The following is a 20,293-nucleotide window of genomic DNA, read 5'->3' on the forward strand; positions in this document are numbered from 1 at the left end:
GCCGACAGGGCTGACGGGACCGGCGGGACTCGGGGTCGTACGCGGGGCCGAGGGCCGTATGCGGGACCGGCCGCCTCGCTCGCCCCGGCCTCCTTCCGCGGCTCACGCCGGCCGCACCAGCCCCACGTCGTACGCGAAGATCACCGCCTGTACCCGGTCCCGTGCCCCGACCTTCGCCATGACCCGGCTGACGTGGGACTTCACGGTCGACTCCGCGAGGTGGAAGCGCTCGGCGATCTCCCCGTTGCTCCAGCCGGAGGCGACGGCGGTCAGGACCTCGCGTTCGCGTTCGGTGAGTCCGGCGAGGCGGGTGTCCTGGGCGGGGCTGCGGCTGGGGAGCCGGGTGGTGAACTCGTGGATCAGCTTGCGGGTCAGACCGGGGGAGATGACGGAGTCCCCGGCGGCCACCGCGCGGATGCCGACGACCAGTTCCTCGGGGCGCACGTCCTTGAGGAAGAACCCGCTGGCGCCGGCGCGCAGGGCGTCGTAGGCGTATTCGTCCAGGTCGAAGGTGGTCAGCACCAGGACCCGGGAGCGGCCCCCGGACTCGGCGATGCGGCGGGTGGCCTCGATGCCGTCCATGCCGGGCATGCGGACGTCCATCAGGACCACGTCGGGCCGCAGTTCGGCGGTCAGCCGGACGGCCTCGCCGCCACCGGACGCCTCCCCGGCGACCGTCAGATCGGGCTGCGCCTCCAGGAGCATCCGGAAGCCGAGGCGCTGAAGGGACTGGTCGTCGACGATGAGCACGGTGGTCATGGCGGGCAGTTCTCCGGATGCGTCAGGGTGGTCGGTCTGTCGGCCTGGACGAGCCGGGCCCGTACGGTCCAGCCGCCGCGGGGGTTGCGCCCCGAGACGACCTCGCCCTGGTAGAGGGCGGCGCGCTCGCGCATCCCTACGAGGCCCTGGCCGCCGCCGTCGGCCGTGGTGGTCGGCGGGCCGGTGTCCTCGACGGTGACATGGACGGCCCCGGCGCGCGCGGTGACGGCGACCGAGACGGCGGTGTCGGCGGCGGCGTGCTTGAGGGTGTTGGTCAGGGCTTCCTGGACGATGCGGTAGACGGCGAGCTGGAGTCCCGGCGGGAGCGTGGCCGGCTCGCCCTCGGTGCGCAGATCGGCCGTGGGGCCCGCCGCCCGGACCCGGTCGAGCAGCGCGGGCAGATCGCCGACGCCGGGCTGCGGGGCGAGCGGGGCCTGGCCGCGCGGGCCGTCCTCGGTGTCGATGTCGATCACGGCGAGCAGCCGCCGCAACTCACCGAGCGCGTCACGCCCGCTGTCGCCGATGATGCGCAGGGTCTCGGCGCCGCGTTCGGGCTTGGTGGCCGCGAGCGCGGCGCCGCCGTCGGCGAGGCCGACGATGACGGCGAGGGTGTGCCCGAGGATGTCGTGCATCTCCCGTGAGATTCGGGCGCGTTCACGTGCGGCGGCGAGCCTGACCTGCTGGGCGCTGTCGATCGCGAGCGCGGCGATCACGGTGTCGACCAGCCGCCCGGCGAGCCCGAGCCCGGCGAACGCGGCCATGGCGGCCATCGCGAGCAGCGTCACCCCCTCGGGCCTGGCGGCGTACTCCAGCTGCCCGCTCGTCCAGAACACGGCCGCCCACATGCCGAGTTGGACGATCGTCACGCCCAGCGCGACGGCGAGCCGCCGGGGGGTGCCGTGCCGGCCGACGTTGAACAGCGCGACGGCGCGCGCCATGTCCGCGCTGTTGAACACCGCGAGGGCCTGCGCGAGGCACGACACCCCGGTACACACCGCGAACACGGTCCCCGGCCGCCGCTCCCGCCACAGCAGCGGCACCGCGTACCCCGCCATCAGCAGCAGATGCAGCCAAGTCGCCGCCCTGTTCGCCGGGTTGAGCAGCGAGGGCAGCCCCGCCAGCACGCACACCACCGGCACCGCGATCCGCCGCACCCGGGGGCGCCGCCGGTCGGCCGCGCGCCATCCCGAGAGCCGCTCGATGATCGGGACGATCATCTTCTGCTCGGGGTCCGCGAGCAGCGACCCGGGCAGCCGGGCCCGCCCGCCGATACGGGCCGCCGACGGGTCGGAAACGCTCATGGGGATGCCTTCTGGGGGGTGGGGCGGGTGCCGTTCGACTGTACGGGGCGGGGGTGGGTGTTTCCGGTACCAGGGGATGCAATCTGGGCGGCGGGTGGTACCGGGGTACTGGTTGCTCCTTCTTTTTTGGTGGGGGCGGGGTTGTGCGGGGCCGGGATCGGGGTCGGGCCGGGGTTGTGCGGGGTCGGGGCTGTGGCTGTGGCTGTGGCCGGGGCTGTGCTGTGCGGGGGCGGGGCTGTGACCTGTGGCTGAAAATACCCCCGGGGGTACATGTGCTACGGTTTTTCTATACCCCGGGGGGTAATTTCGGATCGACCCAAGGGAGCGTGTTCCACGTGTTCTTCGTCGACGTGATCGAGGTCAGCGGCCTCGGCAACCGCAGCTATCTGGCAGGCGGCGCGCACACCGCGGTCGCCGTCGACCCGCCGCGCGACGTGGACCGGGTGATCGCCGCCGCGGCCCGCCGCGGGGTGCGCATCACGCACGTGGTGGAGACCCACGTCCACAACGACTACGTCACCGGCGGCCTTGAGCTGGCCCGGCTGACCGGCGCGGCGTATCTGGTCCCGGCCGGCGCGAGGGTGTCGTACCCGCACACACCGGTCCACGACGGCGACCGGTCCGTCGTCGACGAGTCCCTGACCCTGCGCGCGCTGGCCACACCGGGGCACACTCCGCATCACACCGCCTATGCGCTGGAGGAGGGGGGTGCGGCGGTGGCGGTGTTCACCGGGGGTTCGCTGCTCATCGGGACGGTGGGGCGGCCTGACCTGGTGGAGCCCAGGCTCACGGGGGAGTTGGCGCGGCGGCAGCATGCTTCGGCGCGGCGGATCGCGGGGGAGTTGGGGGATGAGGTGGTGGTGTTGCCGACGCATGGGTTCGGGAGTTTTTGTGCTTCGGGGGGTTCGGGGGGTTCGGGGGGTTCGGGCGCTTCGGTCGGTCCGGGCGGCGCGGGCGCTCCGGGTGGTCTGGGTGGCTCGGGAGGTTCGGGATGCTCGGAGGGCTTGGGCGGTTCGGCCGGTCTGAGCGGTTCGGTTGGTTCGGGTGTCTCGGCTGGGGTCGCTGTCACGACGATCGGTGCTGAGAAAGCGTCAAATCTCGCGCTGACCAAGGATGTTGACGTCTTCGTAGCCGAACTCCTCGCCGGGCTGGACGACATCCCGGCGTACTACGTCCACATGGGCCCCGCGAACGCCGCCGGACCGGCCCCCGTCGACCTCACCCCGCCCGCGCCCGCCGACGCCGAGGAGATCGCCGTCCGGCTGGCGGCGGGGGAGTGGGTGGTCGACCTGCGGAACCGGCTCGCCTTCGCCGAAGGGCATGTCGCGGGCTCGCTGAACTTCGAGGCGGAGGGGCAACTGGCCACCTACCTGGCCTGGTTGATCCCCTGGGGCAAGCCGGTCACACTCCTGGCCGAGTCGGCCGAGCAACTGGCCGGTGCCCAGCGCGAGTTGACCAGGGTCGGCATCGACCGCCCGGCCGCCGCGGCGATCGGCGGCCCCACGGACTGGCTGCGCCCGGCGGAGGTTCCGGCGACTTTCCGCCGCGCCAAGTTCGCTGATCTGAAGGGGAGTTCGGACGTGTTGATCGTAGACGTCCGCCGAACATCGGAACGCACCGCAAATGGCTTCATCACCGGCTCACTCCACGTCCCCCTGCACACCCTGCCCCACCGCCTCGGCGAACTCCCCGAGGGGGAGGTCTGGGTCCACTGTGCGGGCGGGATGCGGGCAGCCATCGCGGCGTCCTTCCTGGACGCGGCCGGCCGCGAAGTCGTCGCTGTGGACGATTCGTTCGGGGCGGCTGGGGTGGCGGGGCTTGAGATATGGGGGGTTTGAGGTGGGGGGCGAGGGGGTTGGTGAGGTTGAGGTGGTAGGGATACGCGGCGGGGGAGGAGGGTTCGCTGGAGCTGGAGCTGGAGCTGGAGCTGGAGCTGGAGCTGGAGCTGGAGCTGGAGCTGGAGCTGGAGCTGGGGTGTTGGTGGCGTGGGGCGGGGCCGGGTGGTTCGGTGAGGTCGGAGTGCCGGTGATCCATGGCGGAGTCGGGTGGTTTGGCGGGGCTGGAGCGTCGGTGGGGTATGACGGGTGCGGGTGGTTCGGCGGGGCCGGGGTTGGGGTGGCGGTGGTGTGCGGCAGAGCTGGGATGTTCGGTGGGGTGGGGCCGTCGGCGGTGTGCAGTGGAGAGTGGCGGTTCGGTCGGGCGGGGCTGTCGGTGGCGGGGCGATGTCATGTCGGCTCGGACGTGGCTGACTTGGTGGTGACGCGAAGCCAAGTCGCCTTGGAGGCGGTCGATTTGGTGGCCGAACGATGTCAAGTCACCCCGGCTGCGGGGGGCGTCAAGTGAGCGTCGCGGTGTTCGCCGTGCTCGCCGGGGCCGTCGTAGGGCTGGCCCTCGGTGGGCTCGGGGGCGGCGGGAGCATTCTGACCGTCCCCGCGCTGATCTACGTCATCGGTTTCACCCCGGTCGCCGCGACCACCGCCAGCCTGGTCGTGGTGGCCGTGACTTCGGCGACCGCCCTGACCGCGCATGCCCGGGAGGGGAACGTCCAGTGGCGCACGGGGTTGCTGTTCGCGGCGGCGGGGACTGTACCGGCGGTGCTCGGGGGTGCGCTGGCGGCTCAACTTCCCGGCCGGGTACTGACGTTGGCGTTCGCGGGGGTGGCTGTGGCGGCGGGGGTGCGGATGCTGAGGGTTGGGGCGAAGGGGGGAGCGGGTACGCCGTCGGGGTCGGGGTCGGGTTCGGGTGCGGGGAGCGGTTTGACTTCGGGTTCGGGGGGTGACTCGTCGTCGTACCCAGAGGGCGACTCGTTCTGCGGCTCAGAGGGCGACTCGTTCTCACGCCCAGAGGGCAGCTCACCCTGTGGCTCAGAGGGCGCCCTGCCCTCGCGCCCGGAGAGCGGCTCGTCCTGCGGGGTGGCGCTCAACCTCCCTTCGGCGCAAGGAAATCCCGGCCCGGTCGCCGGACCTGCTCTTAGCTCGGGGGCCGGCTCGTCCTGCGGGTCGGAGGGCGACCTGTCCTCGCGTCTAGAGGGTGGCTCGCCCTGCGGCTCGGGGGACGACTCGTGTTCGGACTCTGGGAGTGGTTCGCGCTTGGAGTCGGGGATCGGTCTGCGCTCGGGCTCCGCCCTCAACTCGCTTTCGGCGCAAGCTGACCCCTTCCCGGCGGCCGGACTCGCTTCGGCCGCAAGAGTCGACTCGCTCCCTGGCTCAGGGGATGACGACCGGCGTTCGGACTCCGCAAGGGCCGACTCGTTCTCCGGCTCGGGAGGCGACCGGTGCTCGGGCTCCGCCCTCAACTCCCTCTCGGCGCAAGCCGATCCCTCCTCGGCCGCCGGACCTGTTCCGATCTCAAGCACCGACTCCGTTCTCAACTCCCCCTCGCCGCAAGCCGATCCCTCTCCGGCCGCCAACCAGGTACGCCCCGGCAAAGCGCTGGCCGCCGGGGCCGGGCTGGGGGCGGTGACCGGGGTGTTGGGGGTCGGTGGTGGGTTTCTCGCTGTGCCGGCGTTGGTCGGGGTGCTGCGGCTGCGGATGCGGGCGGCCGTCGGGACGAGTCTGCTGGTCATCACCGTCAACTCGCTCGCCGCGTTGGCGCTGCGCGCCGGTACCGTGCACGACCTCGACTGGGCCCGGCTGGCCCCCTTCGCCGGAGCCGCACTGCTCGGCGCCTGGGACGGACGCCGGCTGGCCGCGAAGGTGTCACCGAGGGTCCTGCAACGGACGTTCGCGGTGGTGCTGCTCGGGGTGGCGGCGCTGATGCTGGTGGACGGGGTGCTGTGAACGGGGTTCTGGGGCGGGGGCTCGGTTCGGGATCTCGGCTCAGGGTTCCGGGAGTCCCTCAGGCCACCGCAGACCTCCTCGACGCAAGCTCCCTCAACGCACAAACCCCCTCAGGTCGCCGCAGGCCCCGCGGTGCAGGCTCCCTCAGCACCGCAGCCCCCTCACGCCAGCGCAGCCCCCAAGCCAACGCCCTCCCTCAAGCCAGCGGCCCCCCACGCCACCGCAACCCCCCTCACACCGACGCAGCCCTCAAGCCAACGCCCCTCCCAAACCAGCGCAGCCCCCTCAGACCAGCGAGCCCCTTCACGCCAGCGCAGCCCCCCTCACGCCAGCGACAAAAACAACCTCTCCAACCGAGCCTTCATCGCATCCGCGTCCTCCCCGCTCCGCCTCCCCGACTCGATGTCGGTCACGCACTGCTGAAGGCCGGTCGCGATGATCGCGAAACCGGCGCGGTCCAAGGCCCGGGAGGCGGCGGCGAGTTGGGTGATGACCTCCTCGCAGTCGCGGCCCTCCTCGATCATCCGGATCACCCCGGTGATCTGCCCCTGCGCCCGGCGCAGCCGGTTCAGTACGGACTTCAGCTCCGTACCGGTGAGTTCCAGCTCCACGACGACTCCCATCCTCGCTCTCCATACCCCTAGGGGTATTGTACGTCCCCGCCCGGGGACACCAGGAACCTCAAGGATCACATCTGCCATGACCACCACCCCCCGCACCCTCACCCCCACCGAGGCCCGCCCCCGCCTCGCCACCCTGACCGTCCTCGACGTCCGCACCCCCGCCGAACACGCCGCCGGCCACCTCCCCGGCGCCCTCAACCTCCCCCTCGACCACCTCCGCCGGGCCCTCCCCGAACTCCGGCACGCGGCGGAGAACGGCGACCTCCTGATCGTCTGCGCCTCGGGCAACCGCTCCACGACCGCCTGCGCCCTGCTACGAGAACACGGCATCCCGGCGACGAACCTGACCGGCGGTACCAACGCCTGGGCAGCGGAGGGCCACCCTCTGGACCGCCCCATGGACCACTCCCTGCGCCGCCCCCTCGGCCAGCCCCTCGGCCAGCCCCTAGACCAGTCCTTCGGCCAACCTCTCGGTCAGCCCCTCGACCAACCTCTCGACCGATCCCTCGATCAACCTGCGGACTCCCCTCCCGGCCACCCCACAGACCCCGCCCAAACCCCCCGCACCCCCCGAACCCCCTGGTCCATGGACCGCCAGGTCCGCCTCACCGCCGGCACCCTCGTCCTCACCGGCCTCGCCCTCGCCCTCCTCCACCCCGCCTTCCTCCTCCTCTCCGCCGGCATAGCGGCCGGCCTGGTCTTCTCAGCCGCGACCGACACCTGCGGCATGGCCGCCGTCCTCGCCAAACTCCCCCACAACCGCCCCCGGACCGCAGACCTGGAGACGACCCTGAAGGCTCTGCGTACGACGGCCCCCACCGCAACCCCCACGGCGGCTTCCGGCGCCGCCCCAGCCGCACCCCTCACTGCCGCCCCGGCTGCAACCTCCGACGCCGCTCCCGCCGCAACCTCCACCCCAGCACTCGCCGCAACCCCCACCTCAGCTCCCGCCGCAACCCCCGGCGCCGCCCCCACCCCAGCACTCGCCACACCCCCCACCTCAGCTCCCGCCCCAGCCTCCGGCGCCGCCCTCCCCGCAACCCCAGCCGCAACCCCCAACACCACCCCAGCCGCCACCCCCGACACCACCCCCAACCCCGTCTAACCGCCAAGAACCCACCCCCACCCCACCCCCACCCCACCCCCACGACACGGCCCCCAGAGAACTCGCCATAGAACATTTCCCCCACCCCCGCCGGTATCCTCCGACCCACTCCCATGACCGAACAGACTCCCCACCTCCCCGCCGAGGCCACCCCCGTGCCCCCCACCCCCGAACCCCCCTCCCGCCGCACCCTCCTGACCAGCGCGGCAGCAAGCCTCGGCGCGTTCACAGCGACCGGCTGCGCAAGAACCCCCTCCCCAGCCGGCAACCCCCCGCACACATCCCCCTCACCCCCCTCGCCGAACGGCGCCCCAGCCCCCCACCCCTCACCGCGAGCCCCCCACACCCCCCGCCGCCAGCCCGGCATCACCACCCCCCACCCCCCAGCAGCCCTCCTCCTCGCCCTGGACCTCACCCCGACCGCCGCCCCCCACACCCTCGCGAAAACCCTGACCCGCTGGGCCCCCCACCTGCACAACCCCGATGACAACCCCGGCAACACCCCCGAAAACCGACCCCGCAACCGCCCCGACCACCACCCCAGAACCCACCCCCCTACCCCCCTCACCACCACCCTCGCCCTAGGCCCCACCCTCCACACCCCCCTCCACCCCCTCCCCCCCTTCCCCGGCGACCACCTCACCCGCACCGGCGGTGACCTCCTCCTCCTGCTCTGCGGCGACACCCCGGTCGCCCTCACCGAACACGCCACCACCCTCCTCCGCGAAGCCGCAGGCACCCTCCGCCCCCGCTGGCGCCAGGCCGGCTTCCTCCCCCCGCAGCCCGCGCCGCACCCCGCCCAGACCCCCCGCAACCTCCTCGGCTTCAAGGACGGCACGGAGAACCCGAACCCCGAGGAGTGCGAGCGCTGGATCTGGCAGGACGACGGCACCTACCTCGTCGTACGCGGCATCCACCTCAGGACCGACGACTTCCGGGGGCTGTCCCTCGGGCGGCAGGAGGAGATCATCGGGCGGCAGCGGGAGAGCGGTGCGCCGCTCGGGCGGCGGCATGAGCATGACCGGGTGGATATCTTCGCGAAGACGCCGGAGGGTCGGTACGTCACCCCGCTGCACGCGCACGTCCGCGCCGCGAGCCCCCGTTTCGACGGCGGTGCCCGCATGCTGCGCAGGGGCTACTCCTACGACAACGGTCCGGCCGACCGGGGGCTGCTCTTCCTGGCGTTCATGCGCGACCCGTCCCTCTTCGTCCGGGTCCAGGAACGGCTGACCGCGCGGGACGCCCTCACGCCGTACACGGAACACCGCGCGTCGGCCGTCGGATACGTCCCCCCGCTGCCGGCGCCCGGCGCGGACTTCGGGGAACGCCTTCTCGAAGGGCGCCCCAAGTGACCTACAGCCAGTCCCGCCGTTTGAAGACGACGTACAGGCTGACGCACACCACGCCCATCAGGCCGATCGCGAACGGATACCCGAAGCCCCAGTTCAGCTCCGGCATGTGCTGGAAGTTCATCCCGTAGATCGTCCCGACCAGCGTGGGGGCGAACAGGATCGCCGCCCACGACGAGATCTTCTTGATCTCCTCGTTCTGCTCGAACCCCGCCTCCGCCAGCGCCCGCATCTCCGCGTTCTGCTGCTGGGTGACGAGGGTGGCGTTGACGGTGAGGATCTCGGAGAGGGCCTGGCGGAAGCCGTCGGCGCGTTCGCTGGTGTGGGTGACGTGGTCGGCGACGTCGCGCAGGTAGCGCTGGAGCTCGTCGTCGGTGCCGTACTTCGAGAAGCCCGCCATCAGGGCGTGCAGCATGCCGACCAGGGGGCGGGTCGCGCGCTGGAACTCGACCATCTCGCGGGAGAGTTCGTAGATCCGGCGGGAGGCCTCGGGGTCGCCGCGGAAGACCTCGGTCTCGATCTCGTCGATGTCGTTCTGGACGCCCTCGACGACCGGCGCGTGGCCGTCGACGACCGCGTCGAGGATGGCGTACAGGACCGCCTCGGGGCCGAGGCTCAGCAGCTCCGGGGACTCCTCCATGCGGCGGCGGACGGCGGAGAGGTCGGGGGCGGCGCCGTGCCGGACGGTGATGACGAAGTCGGGGCCGACGAAGACGTGCAGCTCGCCGAAGTCGATCTCCTCGGGCGCGTCGAGGTAGCGCGCCGCGCGCAGGACGACGAACAGGGTGTCGCCGTAGCGCTCCAGCTTGGGCCGCTGATGGGCCTCTTTCGCGTCCTCCACCGCGAGCGGGTGCAGGCCGAACTCGGCGGCCAGGGAGTGGAGTTCGGCTTCCGTGGGGCGGGCGAGGCCGATCCAGGCCATGCCGGCGGGCTGCTCGCGCAGCTCCCGGTAGGTGCGGGCGAGCGTCGCGGGGGAGGAGACCCGGACGCCGTCGCGGTACAGGACCGACTGGATGACGCTGCCCGGCTCCTCGGGGTCGGCCGGGCGGGGCGCGGGCCTGCGGGCCGGCGGCTGCGGGGGCGTCGTACCCGGCTTCGCGGGCCGTCGCCACAGCCTTGCGGCGCGTCGCTCGGTCATCGCGGCTGCCTCCCGGAGTGGGGCACATCATCAGATCACCGGAAGGATATACGGGACATATTGGACAGGGGGCGTTGCGGGCCGCTCGTGGAGGCCCGCAACGCCCCCTGGTTCNCTGTTTGTATGCGGGGGTTTTTGTACTTTTTGGGAACGCCCCCCAACGCCCCCTGGTTCTCTCACCTGAGGCACCTGAGAAGTGCTCAGGAGTTCACCCTGGTTACGAGGTGACCTGCGCGGTCACCAGGTCCGAGAAGGTGGTCAGCCGGGTGTAGACACCCGGGTAACCGGCCTGCGCGCAACCGTTGCCCCAGGAAGTGATCCCTGCCAGGACGCCCCCGATGAGCAGGGGACCGCCGCTGTCGCCCTGGCAGGTGTCTGTGCCGCCGGACGTGTATCCGGCGCAAACCATGTCGGACGAGACGAAGTCCGAACCGTAGGAGCTCGCGCAGCTGGAGTTGGCCACCGTCGGCACGGTCGCGGTCCGCAGCTGGTTGGAGGAGCTTCCGTTCTGCGAGGTGGTGCCCCAGCCGACGATCCGGGCCGTGGTGCCGGCCGCGTACACGCTGGTCTGGGAGGCGGAGACGTACGACGCCGTGGTGTAGGGCATCGAGGTCGCCAAGGTCAGCACGGCCACGTCGTCGCCGTTGGTGGCGTCGGTGTAGCTCGGGTGGATCCAGATGTTGCTGACGCGGCTCACGGTCCCGTTCGTGCCGTTGAGGTACGTCCGGCCGCCGACGACCCGCACGCTGCTGGTCGTCTCGCCGACCATGCAGTGCGCCGCCGTCACGACTTTCGTCGCCGAGACGAGGGTGCCGCCGCAGAACTGATTCTGCGAGGCGTCCGTGATCTGCATCATGAAGGGATACGACGAGGTGGTGGTCGTCGTGCCGCCGACGATCGGCTGGGGTGCTGCCGTCGCGGAGGGGGCGCCGAGCAGCGTGAGGGCCGCAACGGCTGCGGTCGCCGCCAGAGCGGCAGCGGCCTTTCTAGCACGGTCGAGCGCGAGCAATGTGACTCCTCGTGGGGAGGGGGAATCGCCGTGGGGGAATCGCGCGGGTGCTGCTGTGCTGTGAACTCTGTTCAGTTATGGGGGAGTTGTTCAGTTGTGTGGGGGGTTGTGCCTGGGAGCCGCGGGACCGGCTCCCGTGTGCCCTGGGCGAGCGGCACACACAAAACTTATGTCCGGCCACACCCGTTCCCCAATGAGGGAACCCCCTAGGGGATGTGGGCAGGGAAAACCCTCGGTGACCCCCCGTCAAACCCGCGAGGGCAGTAAACCCCCCTGCGGGTTACTTCGCGCGCCGCCCCGCCGCCAGCCGGACGATGTCCACCCGCGAACGGATCCCGAGCTTGCGGTAGACCCGGGTGAGCGTCGCCTCGACCGTCTTGACGCTGATGAACAGCCGCGCGGCGATCTCCCGGTTGGTGGCGCCCTCCATGACGAGCGCGGCCACCTGACGCTCCATCGCGGCGAGCCCCTCCAGGGCGTCCGCGGCGGCCGGCCGCTCCTCGGCGACGGCCCCGCCCCGCCCCGCCTCCGGGTCGGTGAGCGCCGCGTCGACCTGCCTGAGCCACGGCACCGCGCGGCAGCGCCTGAACAGCCGCGCGGCCTCGTCGTAGGAGGTGGGCCCCGGCCTGCGAGTGCGCAGGCGGGCCAGGGCGAACGCCGCGCGGGCCTCCTCCAGGGCGTAGCCCAGCTTGGCGAGGCGGTCCTGGACGGACGTCAGCTGGGCCAGCGCCGCGTCGTGCTCCCCGCGCGCGGCCCGCACCAGCGCCTCCGCGCGGTCGAGCAGCGCCAGCACGCTCTCCCTACCGAGCCGCAACGCGTGCGCGCGCGTGGTGTCGATCAGCTCCTGCGCCTCCCCGGGTTCCCCGACCCGTACGAGGGCCTCGGCCAGGTCGCCCTGCCAGCGCCCGCGCGCGGGGTCGATGATCCCCAGGCCCTGCTCCAGCTCGCGCACCCGGCGCAGCGAGGCGACGGCCCCGGCCGCGTCCCCGGCGACGAACTGGGCGTACCCCAGAGCCGCGAGAGCCTTGGAGAGGTACATCTGGTCGCCGTCCTCCTCCGCTCGCCCCGCGGCCTCCCGGGCCAGCTCCAGGGCGCGCTCCACGTCCCCTCCGGAGGCCTCGGCGAGCGAGGTCAGCATGGCGGACGCGCCCAGGCCGATCCCGGAGTCGCGGGCCAGGCGCAGCGACTCGCGCGCGAGGTCGAGGGCGCGCCCGCAGTGCCCGGAGCGCAGCTCGGTCTCGGCGAGGAAGCGCTGGAAGTGCACCTCGCTCTCGACGGCCCCGCGCCGCTGCACCTCCCGCAGCAGCGCCGTGATCGTGGTGCGCGCCTCGGGCAGCTGGTCGCTCATCAGCAGCCAGCGGAAGCGGGCCATCACGGGCCCGTTGTGGTGGCAGGTGACGTCCGCGTACTGGGGTTCCTTGAGGGCCTTCTTGATGGTCGCGGGCGCGTCCGGGTGGCCCATCAGGGTCTCCGTGGACGCCTGCATGGACAGCGCCATCAGCTCGGTGCGCCGGTCGTGCCCGCGCGCGGCGAGCTCGGCGGCGTGCGCGCACTGCCGGCGGGCCTCGGCGAAGTCGCCGTCGACGACCAGCCCGCGCCAGGCCAGCTGGTAGTGGACCAGGGCCAGTAGCCGGGGGTCGTCGCCGGCGTCGGCGAGGACCTTCGGGAAGACGGCGTCGACGACGCCCAGGGCCTGCCCGGCGGACTCGATGACGACCATCCACGCCCGCACCCGCTCCGCGGGCTCCGTGACGCGCGTCAGGACGTCGTGGGCGATGTCCCGGGCCAGATCCGTCTCCCCGGCCGTGATCGCGTCCTCAGCGGCCCGCAGACGGCGTTCGTCGGGCGTCGGGGCGGCGTCCGGCGGGGTGTGCCGGGCGGCGAGCAGGCCGAGCGCGGCGGCCGTCGAGGGCGCGCCCCGGTCGCGGGCCAGCGCGGCGGCCTCCGAGAGCCGGTCGGCGACCTCGGGGTCGGTGCCCGTCGTGGCCAGCGCCAGGTGCCGGGCGCGTTCTATCGGGTCGGAGGCGGCCGTCGACAGCGCCGCGTGCGCCGCCCGCCGCTCCTGCGCGGGCGCCTCCGCGTACAGCGCGGCCGAGATCAGCGGGTGCGCGAAGCGCACGGCGGGCCCGGGGCCCTCGGGTTCCGTCGCCAGCAGCCCCAGTTCGGCGGCCTGCGCGGTCTCCGCCTCGGCGTTCTCCCGGCCGGCCGCGTGCAGCAGGGCCAGCGTCGGACGCGCGCCCGCGCTGGCGACGAGCAGGGTGTGCCGCGCCTGCGCGGGCAGCATGTCGAGGCGGGAGAGCACCAGCGCGCGCAAGGACGTCGGCACCGGAAGCGGCTCCCCGGGGCGCGGCGGCGCGGGCCGCTCGGCCAGGGCGCGGCCCAGCTCCAGCGCGAACAAGGGGTTGCCGCCGCTGGTGCGGTGGATCTCGCGCACCGTCGAGCGCGGCAGGTCGGTGTAGCCCCCCTGGTCGAGCAGCGCGGACACCTGCGCGCGCGAGAGCGGGTTCAGCCGGATCGCCAGGGTGTCCGGCGGCGAGGCGCGCAGGTGCCGGTCGTACTCCTGGCCCTCGGTGCGGACGGCGGTCAGCAGCTGGACCGGGGTGTCGCCCAGGCGTCTGGCGGCGAAGCCCAGGAGTTCGGCGCTGGCGGGATCCAGCCACTGCATGTCGTCGGCGACGACCAGGACCGGTCCGCGCGCGGCGAGGGCGCGCAGGGCCGACAGGACGGCCAGGCGCAGGGCGAGGCCGTCGCGCTGGAGGGTGGACTCGCCGCGCCCGGTGAGGGCCGACTCCAGGGCCGTGCGCTGGGCGGCGGGCAGCGCGCCGGAGATCTCGTCCAGGACCAGCCCGAACAGATCGGCCAGCGCCAGGAACGGCAGGTGGGATTCGGACTCGGTCGCCGAGCAGCGCAGCACGGTGTGCGCCGTCTCGCCGTAATCCGCCGCCAATGCCCGCAGCAGGGTCGACTTTCCAATTCCGGCCGGTCCGTGCAGCAGCACGCTGCCGCCGCGCGCGAGCTGGTCGCGGGCCGAGCCCCACAGCTCTTCCCTGCCGATGACCAGGTCGGGGCGGCATCGGGCAGACTCCTTGAAGTCCCGTCGCACGGTCACCGCTCCCCTCCGAGTGTCGTGTGCGGGCCAAATTCTAGGCAACGTCCCATTGAAATTCGGAGGGACGGCGTGGTGAGGGATATAACAGCCGGGTGCATGGGGAAATTCAGTACGCGGTGATCTGAATGAGAAGGGGCCCTCGCGCGCCGTCGTACCGCCGCTGAACAGCGGGGATCCACCCGGGGACCCGAAGGGCCGCCCCAGGTCACCCCGTCCTGGCGTCCATGTCCGGAAATCGACCCTCCTCTCAGGGCAGCAGCCCCGCGCGGCGGGCCAGCGCCACCGCCTCGCCCCGGGTGTGCGCACCCAGTTTCCGCATCGCCGAGCGCAGATAGCCCTTGACCGTCTCCGGCCGCAGCCCCAGCCGCTCCGCCGTCACCGCGTTCGTCGCCCCCGCCGCCACACAGGCCAGCACATCCTGCTCCCGCGGCGCCAGCACCGGACCCTCAAGGCCCGCCGACTCCTGCCCCGGCTCCAGCAGCCCGCACGCCCGCAGCAGCTCCGCCCGCAGCCCCGGATCGCTTATCCGCGGCGCCAGCGCCCGCAGCGCCGCGTGCGCCTCCCGCACCTGCTCCCAGCCCGCCGTCCGCTCCAGCGGCGGACGCTCGCAGCGCGCCGCCGCCAGCAGCGCCGCCGCCTCGTCCCGCACCACCAGCGCCTGCTCCACGTCCCGCGCCACGTCCACCGCCGCACCCAGCGTGCGGTCCCCCAGCGGCTGCGCGGTCCGCAGCGCCCCGTACAGCACCCCCCGCACCCGGCGGCGCACGACGATCGGGATCGCCACCACCGATCTGATCCCCTCCTCCGCGACCGCCACGTCGTACTCATGGCTGATCTGCCGCGAGAGCGAGTAGTCGGTCACGGCGACCGGCCGGGCCAGCGCGAGCGTCTTGCCGCCGAGCCCGTTGCCCGAGGTCACGGCGAGCCCGCGCAGCGAGTGCGTGTTCGCTCCACTCAGCTCACTGATCCGCATCCGGTGCCGCCCCGTCTCCACCAGCCCGCCGAACGCCAGGGGCAGCCCCGTCGTCCGGCGCAGCCGCGCCAGCGCGCCATGAATCTCGATCGTTCCCGACGCGTCCGCTGTCACCACCTGATTACCCGCCTCTTCTCCCGCGGAGTCCGCCGCCGCACACCCCCGTTCGGGGGTAGTGAGACTCACATCACGGATTACACGATGGCAGAGAGCCGCCCGGCAATGGTCCGGTACCGAGGAGGACAGATGGCGACGACGGATTCCCTTTACCCGGACTTGGCCCTTGGCACGCCCCGCAGGCTCGCCCAACAGCCGTCCGCCCAGGCCGTGTTCCGCACCGCCCGTGACTTCCTCCTCACCCACAGGGAGGACTACGACGCCGCCTGCGCGGGTTTCACCTGGCCACGCCCCGAACGCTTCAACTGGGCCCTCGACTGGTTCGACGCCATCGCCGCCGGCAACGACCGCACCGCCCTGCACATCGTCGAGGAGGACGGCTCGGAACTACGGCTCTCCTTCGCCGAGTTGGCCGAGCGATCCAATCGGGTCGCGAACTGGATGCGCGCGCGGGGCGTGCGCGCCGAGGATCGCATCCTCGTGATGCTCGGCAACCAGGCCGAGTTGTGGGAGACCGCCCTCGCCGCGATGAAGCTGCGGGCCGTCGTGATACCGGCCACCCCCCTCCTCGGCCCCCTGGACCTGCGCGACCGCGTCGAGCGCGGCCGGATCCGGCACGTCCTCACCCGCTCCGCCGACACCGCCAAGTTCGAGGAGGTGCCCGGCCGTTACTCCCGCATCGCGGTCGGCGACGAGGTCCCGGGCTGGCTCCCCTACGCCGACGCGTACGCCGCCCCCGCCGAGTTCACCCCCGACGGCGAGACCCTCGCCGACGACCCCCTGATGCTGTACTTCACCTCCGGCACCACGGCCCGCCCCAAACTCGTCGAGCACACCCACGCCTCCTACCCCATCGGGCACTTGGCGACCATGTACTGGATCGGCCTCAAGCCCGGCGACGTCCACCTCAACATCTCCTCCCCGGGCTGGGCCAAGCACGCCTGGTCCAACCTCTTCGCCCCCTGGAACGCCGAGGCGACCGTCTTCATCCACAACTACACGCGGTTCGACGCGAGTCGGCTGATGGCGGAGATGGACCGCGCGGGCGTCACGACGTTCTGCGCCCCGCCGACCGTGTGGCGCATGCTCATCCAGGCCGACCTCACCCAGCTCACCACCCCGCCGCGCGAGGTCGTCGCCGCCGGTGAACCCCTCAACCCCGAGGTGATAGAGCAGGTCCGGCGGGCCTGGGGGGTCACGATCCGCGACGGCTTCGGACAGACCGAGACCGCCGTCCAGGTCGCCAACACCCCCGGCCAGCAACTGAAGACGGGCTCCATGGGCCGCCCCAGCCCCGGCTACCGGGTGGAGCTCCTCGACCCCGTCTCCGGCGCCCCCGGCGTCGACGAGGGCGAGATCGCCCTCGACCTCTCCTCCCGCCCCGTCGGCCTCATGACCGGCTACCACGGCGACGCCGACCGCACCGCCGAGGCGATGGCCGGCGGCTACTACCGCACCGGCGACGTCGCCTCCCGCGACGCCCAGGGCTACTTGACGTACATCGGCCGCAGCGACGACGTCTTCAAGGCCAGCGACTACAAGATCTCCCCCTTCGAGCTGGAGAGCGCGCTGCTGGAGCACGAGGCGGTCGCGGAGGCGGCGGTCGTCCCCGCCCCCGACGAACTGCGGCTGTCCGTCCCCAAGGCGTACGTCGTCCTCGCGGCGGGGTGGGAGCCGGACGGGGAGACGGCCCGCGAACTCTTCGAGCACTCGCGGCGGGTGCTCGCGCCCTACAAGCGGGTACGGCGGCTGGAGTTCGCGCCGCTGCCGAAGACGGTGTCCGGGAAGATCCGGCGGATAGAGCTTCGGGAGGCCACGGCGGAGGGGTCGGAGAACGAGTTCCGTGAGGAGGACTGGCGGTGAACGGGGGGTTCGCCGGGGGGAGTTCATCGGTCGCTCGGCCGCTGTCGTACGCGCACGGCGCCGGTGTCACCCCCCTCCTCGGGGACACCATCGGCGGCAACCTCGCCCGGGCGGTGGCCCGTTGGCCGGAGCGGGAGGTGCTGGTCGACGTGGCGTCCGGGCGGCGCTGGACGTACGCCGAATTCGCCGCCGACGTCGAGGAGTTGGCGTACGCGCTGCTCGCCGCCGGGGTGGGCAGGAGGGACCGGGTCGGGGTCTGGGCGGTCAACTGCCCGGAGTGGGTGCTGGTGCAGTACGCCAGCGCGCGGGTCGGCGCGGTCATGGTGAACGTCAATCCGGCCTACCGCACGCACGAGGTGGGGTACGTCCTGCGGCAGGCGGGCGTGTCCCTGCTGTTCGCCTCACTGGGCCACAAGGGCAGCGACTACCGGGCGATGGTCGACGAAGTCCGGCCCGGATGCCCGGAGTTGAGGCAGGCCGTGTACTTCGGCGACCCCGGCTGGGCGGAGTTCGTCCGGCGCGGCGCCGCCTCCGGTGGTGAACTGGCCGCCCGCGAGGCCGAGTTGTCCTGCGACGACCCCATCAACATCCAGTACACCTCGGGCACCACCGGCTTCCCCAAGGGGGCCACCCTCTCCCACCACAACATCCTCAACAACGGCTATTTCGTGGGGGAGTCGCTGGGCTACGACGAACAGGACCGCATCTGCGTACCCGTCCCCTTCTACCACTGCTTCGGCATGGTGATGGGCAACCTCGCGGCCACCTCGCACGGCGCCTGCGTCGTGATCCCGGCCCCCTCCTTCGAACCGGCGGCCACCCTGACGGCCGTCCAACAGGAGCGGTGCACGTCCCTGTACGGCGTCCCGACGATGTTCATCGCCGAGCTGAACCTGCCGGACTTCCCTTCTTACGACCTGAGTTCACTGCGCACCGGCATCATGGCGGGCTCGCCCTGTCCGGTGGAGGTGATGAAACGGGTCGTCGCCGAGATGGGCATGGCGGAGGTCGCCATCTGCTACGGCATGACCGAGACGTCCCCGGTGTCCTTGCAGACCCGCAGGGACGACGACCTCGAACACCGCACCGGGACCGTCGGCCGGGCCCTGCCGCACATCGAGGTCAAGGTGATCGACCCGGTCTCCGGTGTCACCCGACCCCGGGGCACGGCAGGCGAGTTGTGCACCCGCGGCTACAGCGTGATGCTCGGCTACTGGAACGAGCCGGAGAAGACCGCCGAGGCCGTCGACGCGGGCCGCTGGATGCGGACCGGGGATCTCGCGGTGATGCGCGAGGACGGGTACGTCGAGATCGTCGGCCGCATCAAGGACATGATCATCCGGGGCGGCGAGAACATCTATCCGCGCGAGGTCGAGGAGTTCCTCTACGGCCACCCGAAGATCAGGGACGTCCAGGTCGTCGGGGCGGCGCACGAGACGTACGGCGAGGAGGTGCTCGCCTGCGTCATACCCCGGGAGGAGGGGGATCCGCCGACGCTGGAGGAACTCCGGGAGTACTGCGCGGGCCGGCTCGCGCACTACAAGATCCCTAGCCGGCTGCGGGTGTTGGGGGCCTTTCCGATGACGGTGTCGGGGAAGGTGCGGAAGGTGGAGCTGCGGGAGATGTACGGGGGGTAGGGGTGGAGGGTTCGGGGGTGGGGGTGCCCTGGGCGCGGTCGCCGGGGCTGGCGGTGGTGCTGCGGGTGCTGTTACCGGTGCCGTCGCCGAGGTTGTCGCCGGTGGCTTCGGCGGTGCCTTCGGTGGGTCGGCGCCGCTCAGCCGCCGGGTGCGTCGTGGGTGGCGTCGAGGGCGTCGGCCGGGGCGTTCACGGGCAGGGCTATGCCGGTGAGGTCCAGCACGAACAGGGGGATGCCGAGGCGGTCGGCGCGGGCGCGGGCGTCGTCGGCGTATCCCGCGAGCGAGAAGTACACCGGGCCCGACGACTCCGTCATCGCCGTCAGTCACAGACACTCGATGTCGCGCAGCGAGGCGGGCCGCACACTCGGATCCACCTGCGCCAGCAGCCCCCGCGCCGCCAGCCCGATCCCCGAGGGCTGCCGCTGATCGGCCCGCCGGATGTCGCGGTAGCCGAGGCGGCGGAGGTAGAGGGCGGTGACCATGACCGCGTCGCGGGCGGTGCGGATGGGGTGGAGGGGGAGGGGCGGGGGTGCTTCTTGGGCGGGGGGAGTGTCCTGGGCCGAGGGGGCGTCCGGTGCCCGGGGAGTCTCGCGGGCCGGGAAGGCCGTTTCGGACCCGGCGTCATGTGCGGCGTCCGGTGCCCCGAGGCCGTGCCGAGCCGGAGATGCGCCGCACGCGTCAGCTTCCGCCCCGGCCTGCCGCTCCGCTTCGGGGGCCGGCTCCGGAGGCTGTCCCGCGACCGCTCTGGGCGCGCTCTCGGACACGGGCTCCTGGTCCGGGACCGGCGCCTGCTGCCCTGCGGCCTCCTGCTCGGTCCCGGAGACGTCCACCCCGGAGGCGTCCACCCCGGAAGCACCGCCCGCCTCGGAAGCCCCCGCCCCCGGCTCGCGCGCGGCCCCCGGCGTACCCGTCTCCACCTCCTGCTCCACCCCCTCCCCCCACACCGCTATCCGCAGCAACACCCCACAACCACACCCCAGTTCAGGATGCGGCCAATGTGTCGCGCGGCCGCAGCAATGGCAGCGCAGGGTGATCCACTCCTCGTCCCAGACGCGCTGGGTGACCGGGGTGGGCGGGGTGTGGGGATCAGGGCGGGGCGCTACGGCGGCACCGCACACGCAAGGGTAGGACGGCACACGGAAGAGCCGCTCGCGCAGACAGGCCGGACAGCGCACCGGCACGCTCTCGGACATGGCCCCATCGTCCTCCCGACGCCCCCTGATTGTCCGTCACTTGACGGCACCGGGGACGCGCCGGGGGTGACGTCGACACCGGCGCCGGATGCCGTACGAGGCCCGCCGCCCCCGTTCCGGCGGGCCCCGCATGAAGCCAATGTGCCCGCCCCGGCGCCCGGTTGATACACCCCCGGCCCGTTTCCAGAGCTTCTTTTGAGCTTGCCGTAGCCCCGCTACGACCGGTGCGGTAACGCATTTATGCGCCGGTATGACCTTGATGAGACACGCGAGCAGCCCCCACCGGAGAGTACCGACGCATGCCACACCACCCCCGCCCCACCTCACGCTTTCGGCCG

Annotated in this window: 11 protein-coding genes and 5 pseudogenes; 8 read left to right on the forward strand and 8 right to left on the reverse strand. The window is 72.5% G+C overall.

What is annotated here, in order from left to right; genetic code table 11:
• Positions 1-102: 102 nt before the first annotated feature.
• Both ACYUD3_RS02295 and ACYUD3_RS02300 read right to left on the reverse strand, forming a co-directional pair.
• Complete coding sequence (locus ACYUD3_RS02295; protein WP_470962625.1) at positions 103-759, reverse strand: response regulator; 657 nt, start codon at positions 757-759, stop codon at positions 103-105.
• Positions 756-2,060 carry a sensor histidine kinase gene (locus tag ACYUD3_RS02300; protein WP_470962628.1) on the reverse strand — a complete coding sequence of 435 codons (1,305 nt, stop codon included), beginning with the start codon at positions 2,058-2,060 and terminating at the stop codon, positions 756-758. Before ACYUD3_RS02300 ends, ACYUD3_RS02295 begins: the two co-directional genes overlap by 4 nt.
• Before the next feature lie 335 nt (positions 2,061-2,395).
• On the opposite strand from ACYUD3_RS02300, the gene ACYUD3_RS02305 reads away from it, so the two are divergent.
• The 3 genes and pseudogenes from ACYUD3_RS02305 to ACYUD3_RS02315 form a co-directional block, all read left to right on the forward strand.
• On the forward strand, positions 2,396-3,898 hold the full coding sequence (locus ACYUD3_RS02305; protein WP_470963896.1) for a rhodanese-like domain-containing protein: 1,503 nt from the start codon (positions 2,396-2,398) through the stop codon (positions 3,896-3,898).
• Between the two features lie 501 nt (positions 3,899-4,399).
• Positions 4,400-4,837 (forward strand): annotated as a pseudogene (locus ACYUD3_RS02310) (TSUP family transporter); the annotation flags it as partial.
• 627 nt (positions 4,838-5,464) lie between these two features.
• Positions 5,465-5,839, forward strand: a pseudogene (locus tag ACYUD3_RS02315) (sulfite exporter TauE/SafE family protein); the annotation flags it as partial.
• A gap of 323 nt (positions 5,840-6,162) precedes the next feature.
• Here ACYUD3_RS02315 and ACYUD3_RS02320 read toward each other — a convergent pair.
• Positions 6,163-6,450, reverse strand: coding sequence for a metal-sensitive transcriptional regulator (locus tag ACYUD3_RS02320; protein ID WP_470963899.1), 288 nt, complete (start codon positions 6,448-6,450; stop codon positions 6,163-6,165).
• An 88-nt stretch (positions 6,451-6,538) separates the two neighbouring features.
• Between ACYUD3_RS02320 and ACYUD3_RS02325 the strand changes: the two are divergent.
• The 3 genes and pseudogenes from ACYUD3_RS02325 to ACYUD3_RS02335 all read left to right on the forward strand — a co-directional run.
• A pseudogene (locus ACYUD3_RS02325) lies at positions 6,539-6,859 on the forward strand (rhodanese-like domain-containing protein); the annotation flags it as partial.
• A gap of 174 nt (positions 6,860-7,033) precedes the next feature.
• A pseudogene (locus tag ACYUD3_RS02330) lies at positions 7,034-7,267 on the forward strand (YgaP family membrane protein); the annotation flags it as partial.
• Positions 7,268-7,680: 413 nt separating this feature from the next.
• Positions 7,681-8,919, forward strand: a complete 1,239-nt coding sequence (locus tag ACYUD3_RS02335) for a Dyp-type peroxidase (RefSeq protein WP_470962631.1) — start codon at positions 7,681-7,683, stop codon at positions 8,917-8,919.
• Between the two features lies 1 nt (position 8,920).
• On the opposite strand, the gene ACYUD3_RS02340 is transcribed toward ACYUD3_RS02335, so the two are convergent.
• The 4 genes from ACYUD3_RS02340 to ACYUD3_RS02355 form a co-directional block, all read right to left on the reverse strand.
• Positions 8,921-10,054 carry a magnesium and cobalt transport protein CorA gene (locus tag ACYUD3_RS02340; protein WP_470962634.1) on the reverse strand — a complete coding sequence of 378 codons (1,134 nt, stop codon included), beginning with the start codon at positions 10,052-10,054 and terminating at the stop codon, positions 8,921-8,923.
• 217 nt (positions 10,055-10,271) lie between these two features.
• The gene (locus ACYUD3_RS02345; RefSeq protein ID WP_470962637.1) at positions 10,272-11,063 is read right to left on the reverse strand and encodes a S1 family peptidase; all 792 of its coding nucleotides are present in this window, start codon (positions 11,061-11,063) and stop codon (positions 10,272-10,274) included.
• Between the two features lie 280 nt (positions 11,064-11,343).
• Positions 11,344-14,172 carry an ATP-binding protein gene (locus tag ACYUD3_RS02350; RefSeq protein WP_470962640.1) on the reverse strand — a complete coding sequence of 943 codons (2,829 nt, stop codon included), beginning with the start codon at positions 14,170-14,172 and terminating at the stop codon, positions 11,344-11,346.
• 247 nt (positions 14,173-14,419) lie between these two features.
• Positions 14,420-15,259: a helix-turn-helix transcriptional regulator gene (locus ACYUD3_RS02355; protein ID WP_470963902.1), complete on the reverse strand. Its 840-nt coding sequence runs from the start codon at positions 15,257-15,259 to the stop codon at positions 14,420-14,422.
• A gap of 132 nt (positions 15,260-15,391) precedes the next feature.
• On the opposite strand from ACYUD3_RS02355, the gene ACYUD3_RS02360 reads away from it, so the two are divergent.
• Positions 15,392-17,125 carry an AMP-binding protein gene (locus ACYUD3_RS02360; RefSeq protein WP_470962643.1) on the forward strand — a complete coding sequence of 578 codons (1,734 nt, stop codon included), beginning with the start codon at positions 15,392-15,394 and terminating at the stop codon, positions 17,123-17,125.
• Positions 17,122-18,762, forward strand: a complete 1,641-nt coding sequence (locus ACYUD3_RS02365) for an AMP-binding protein (RefSeq protein WP_470962647.1) — start codon at positions 17,122-17,124, stop codon at positions 18,760-18,762. The genes ACYUD3_RS02360 and ACYUD3_RS02365 overlap by 4 nt, the downstream gene beginning before the upstream one ends.
• Before the next feature lie 137 nt (positions 18,763-18,899).
• Here the strand turns inward: ACYUD3_RS02365 and ACYUD3_RS02370 are convergent.
• A pseudogene (locus tag ACYUD3_RS02370) lies at positions 18,900-19,526 on the reverse strand (hypothetical protein).
• Positions 19,527-20,293: the final 767 nt, after the last annotated feature.

The organism is Streptomyces sp. AMJ-169 (assembly GCF_055597585.1).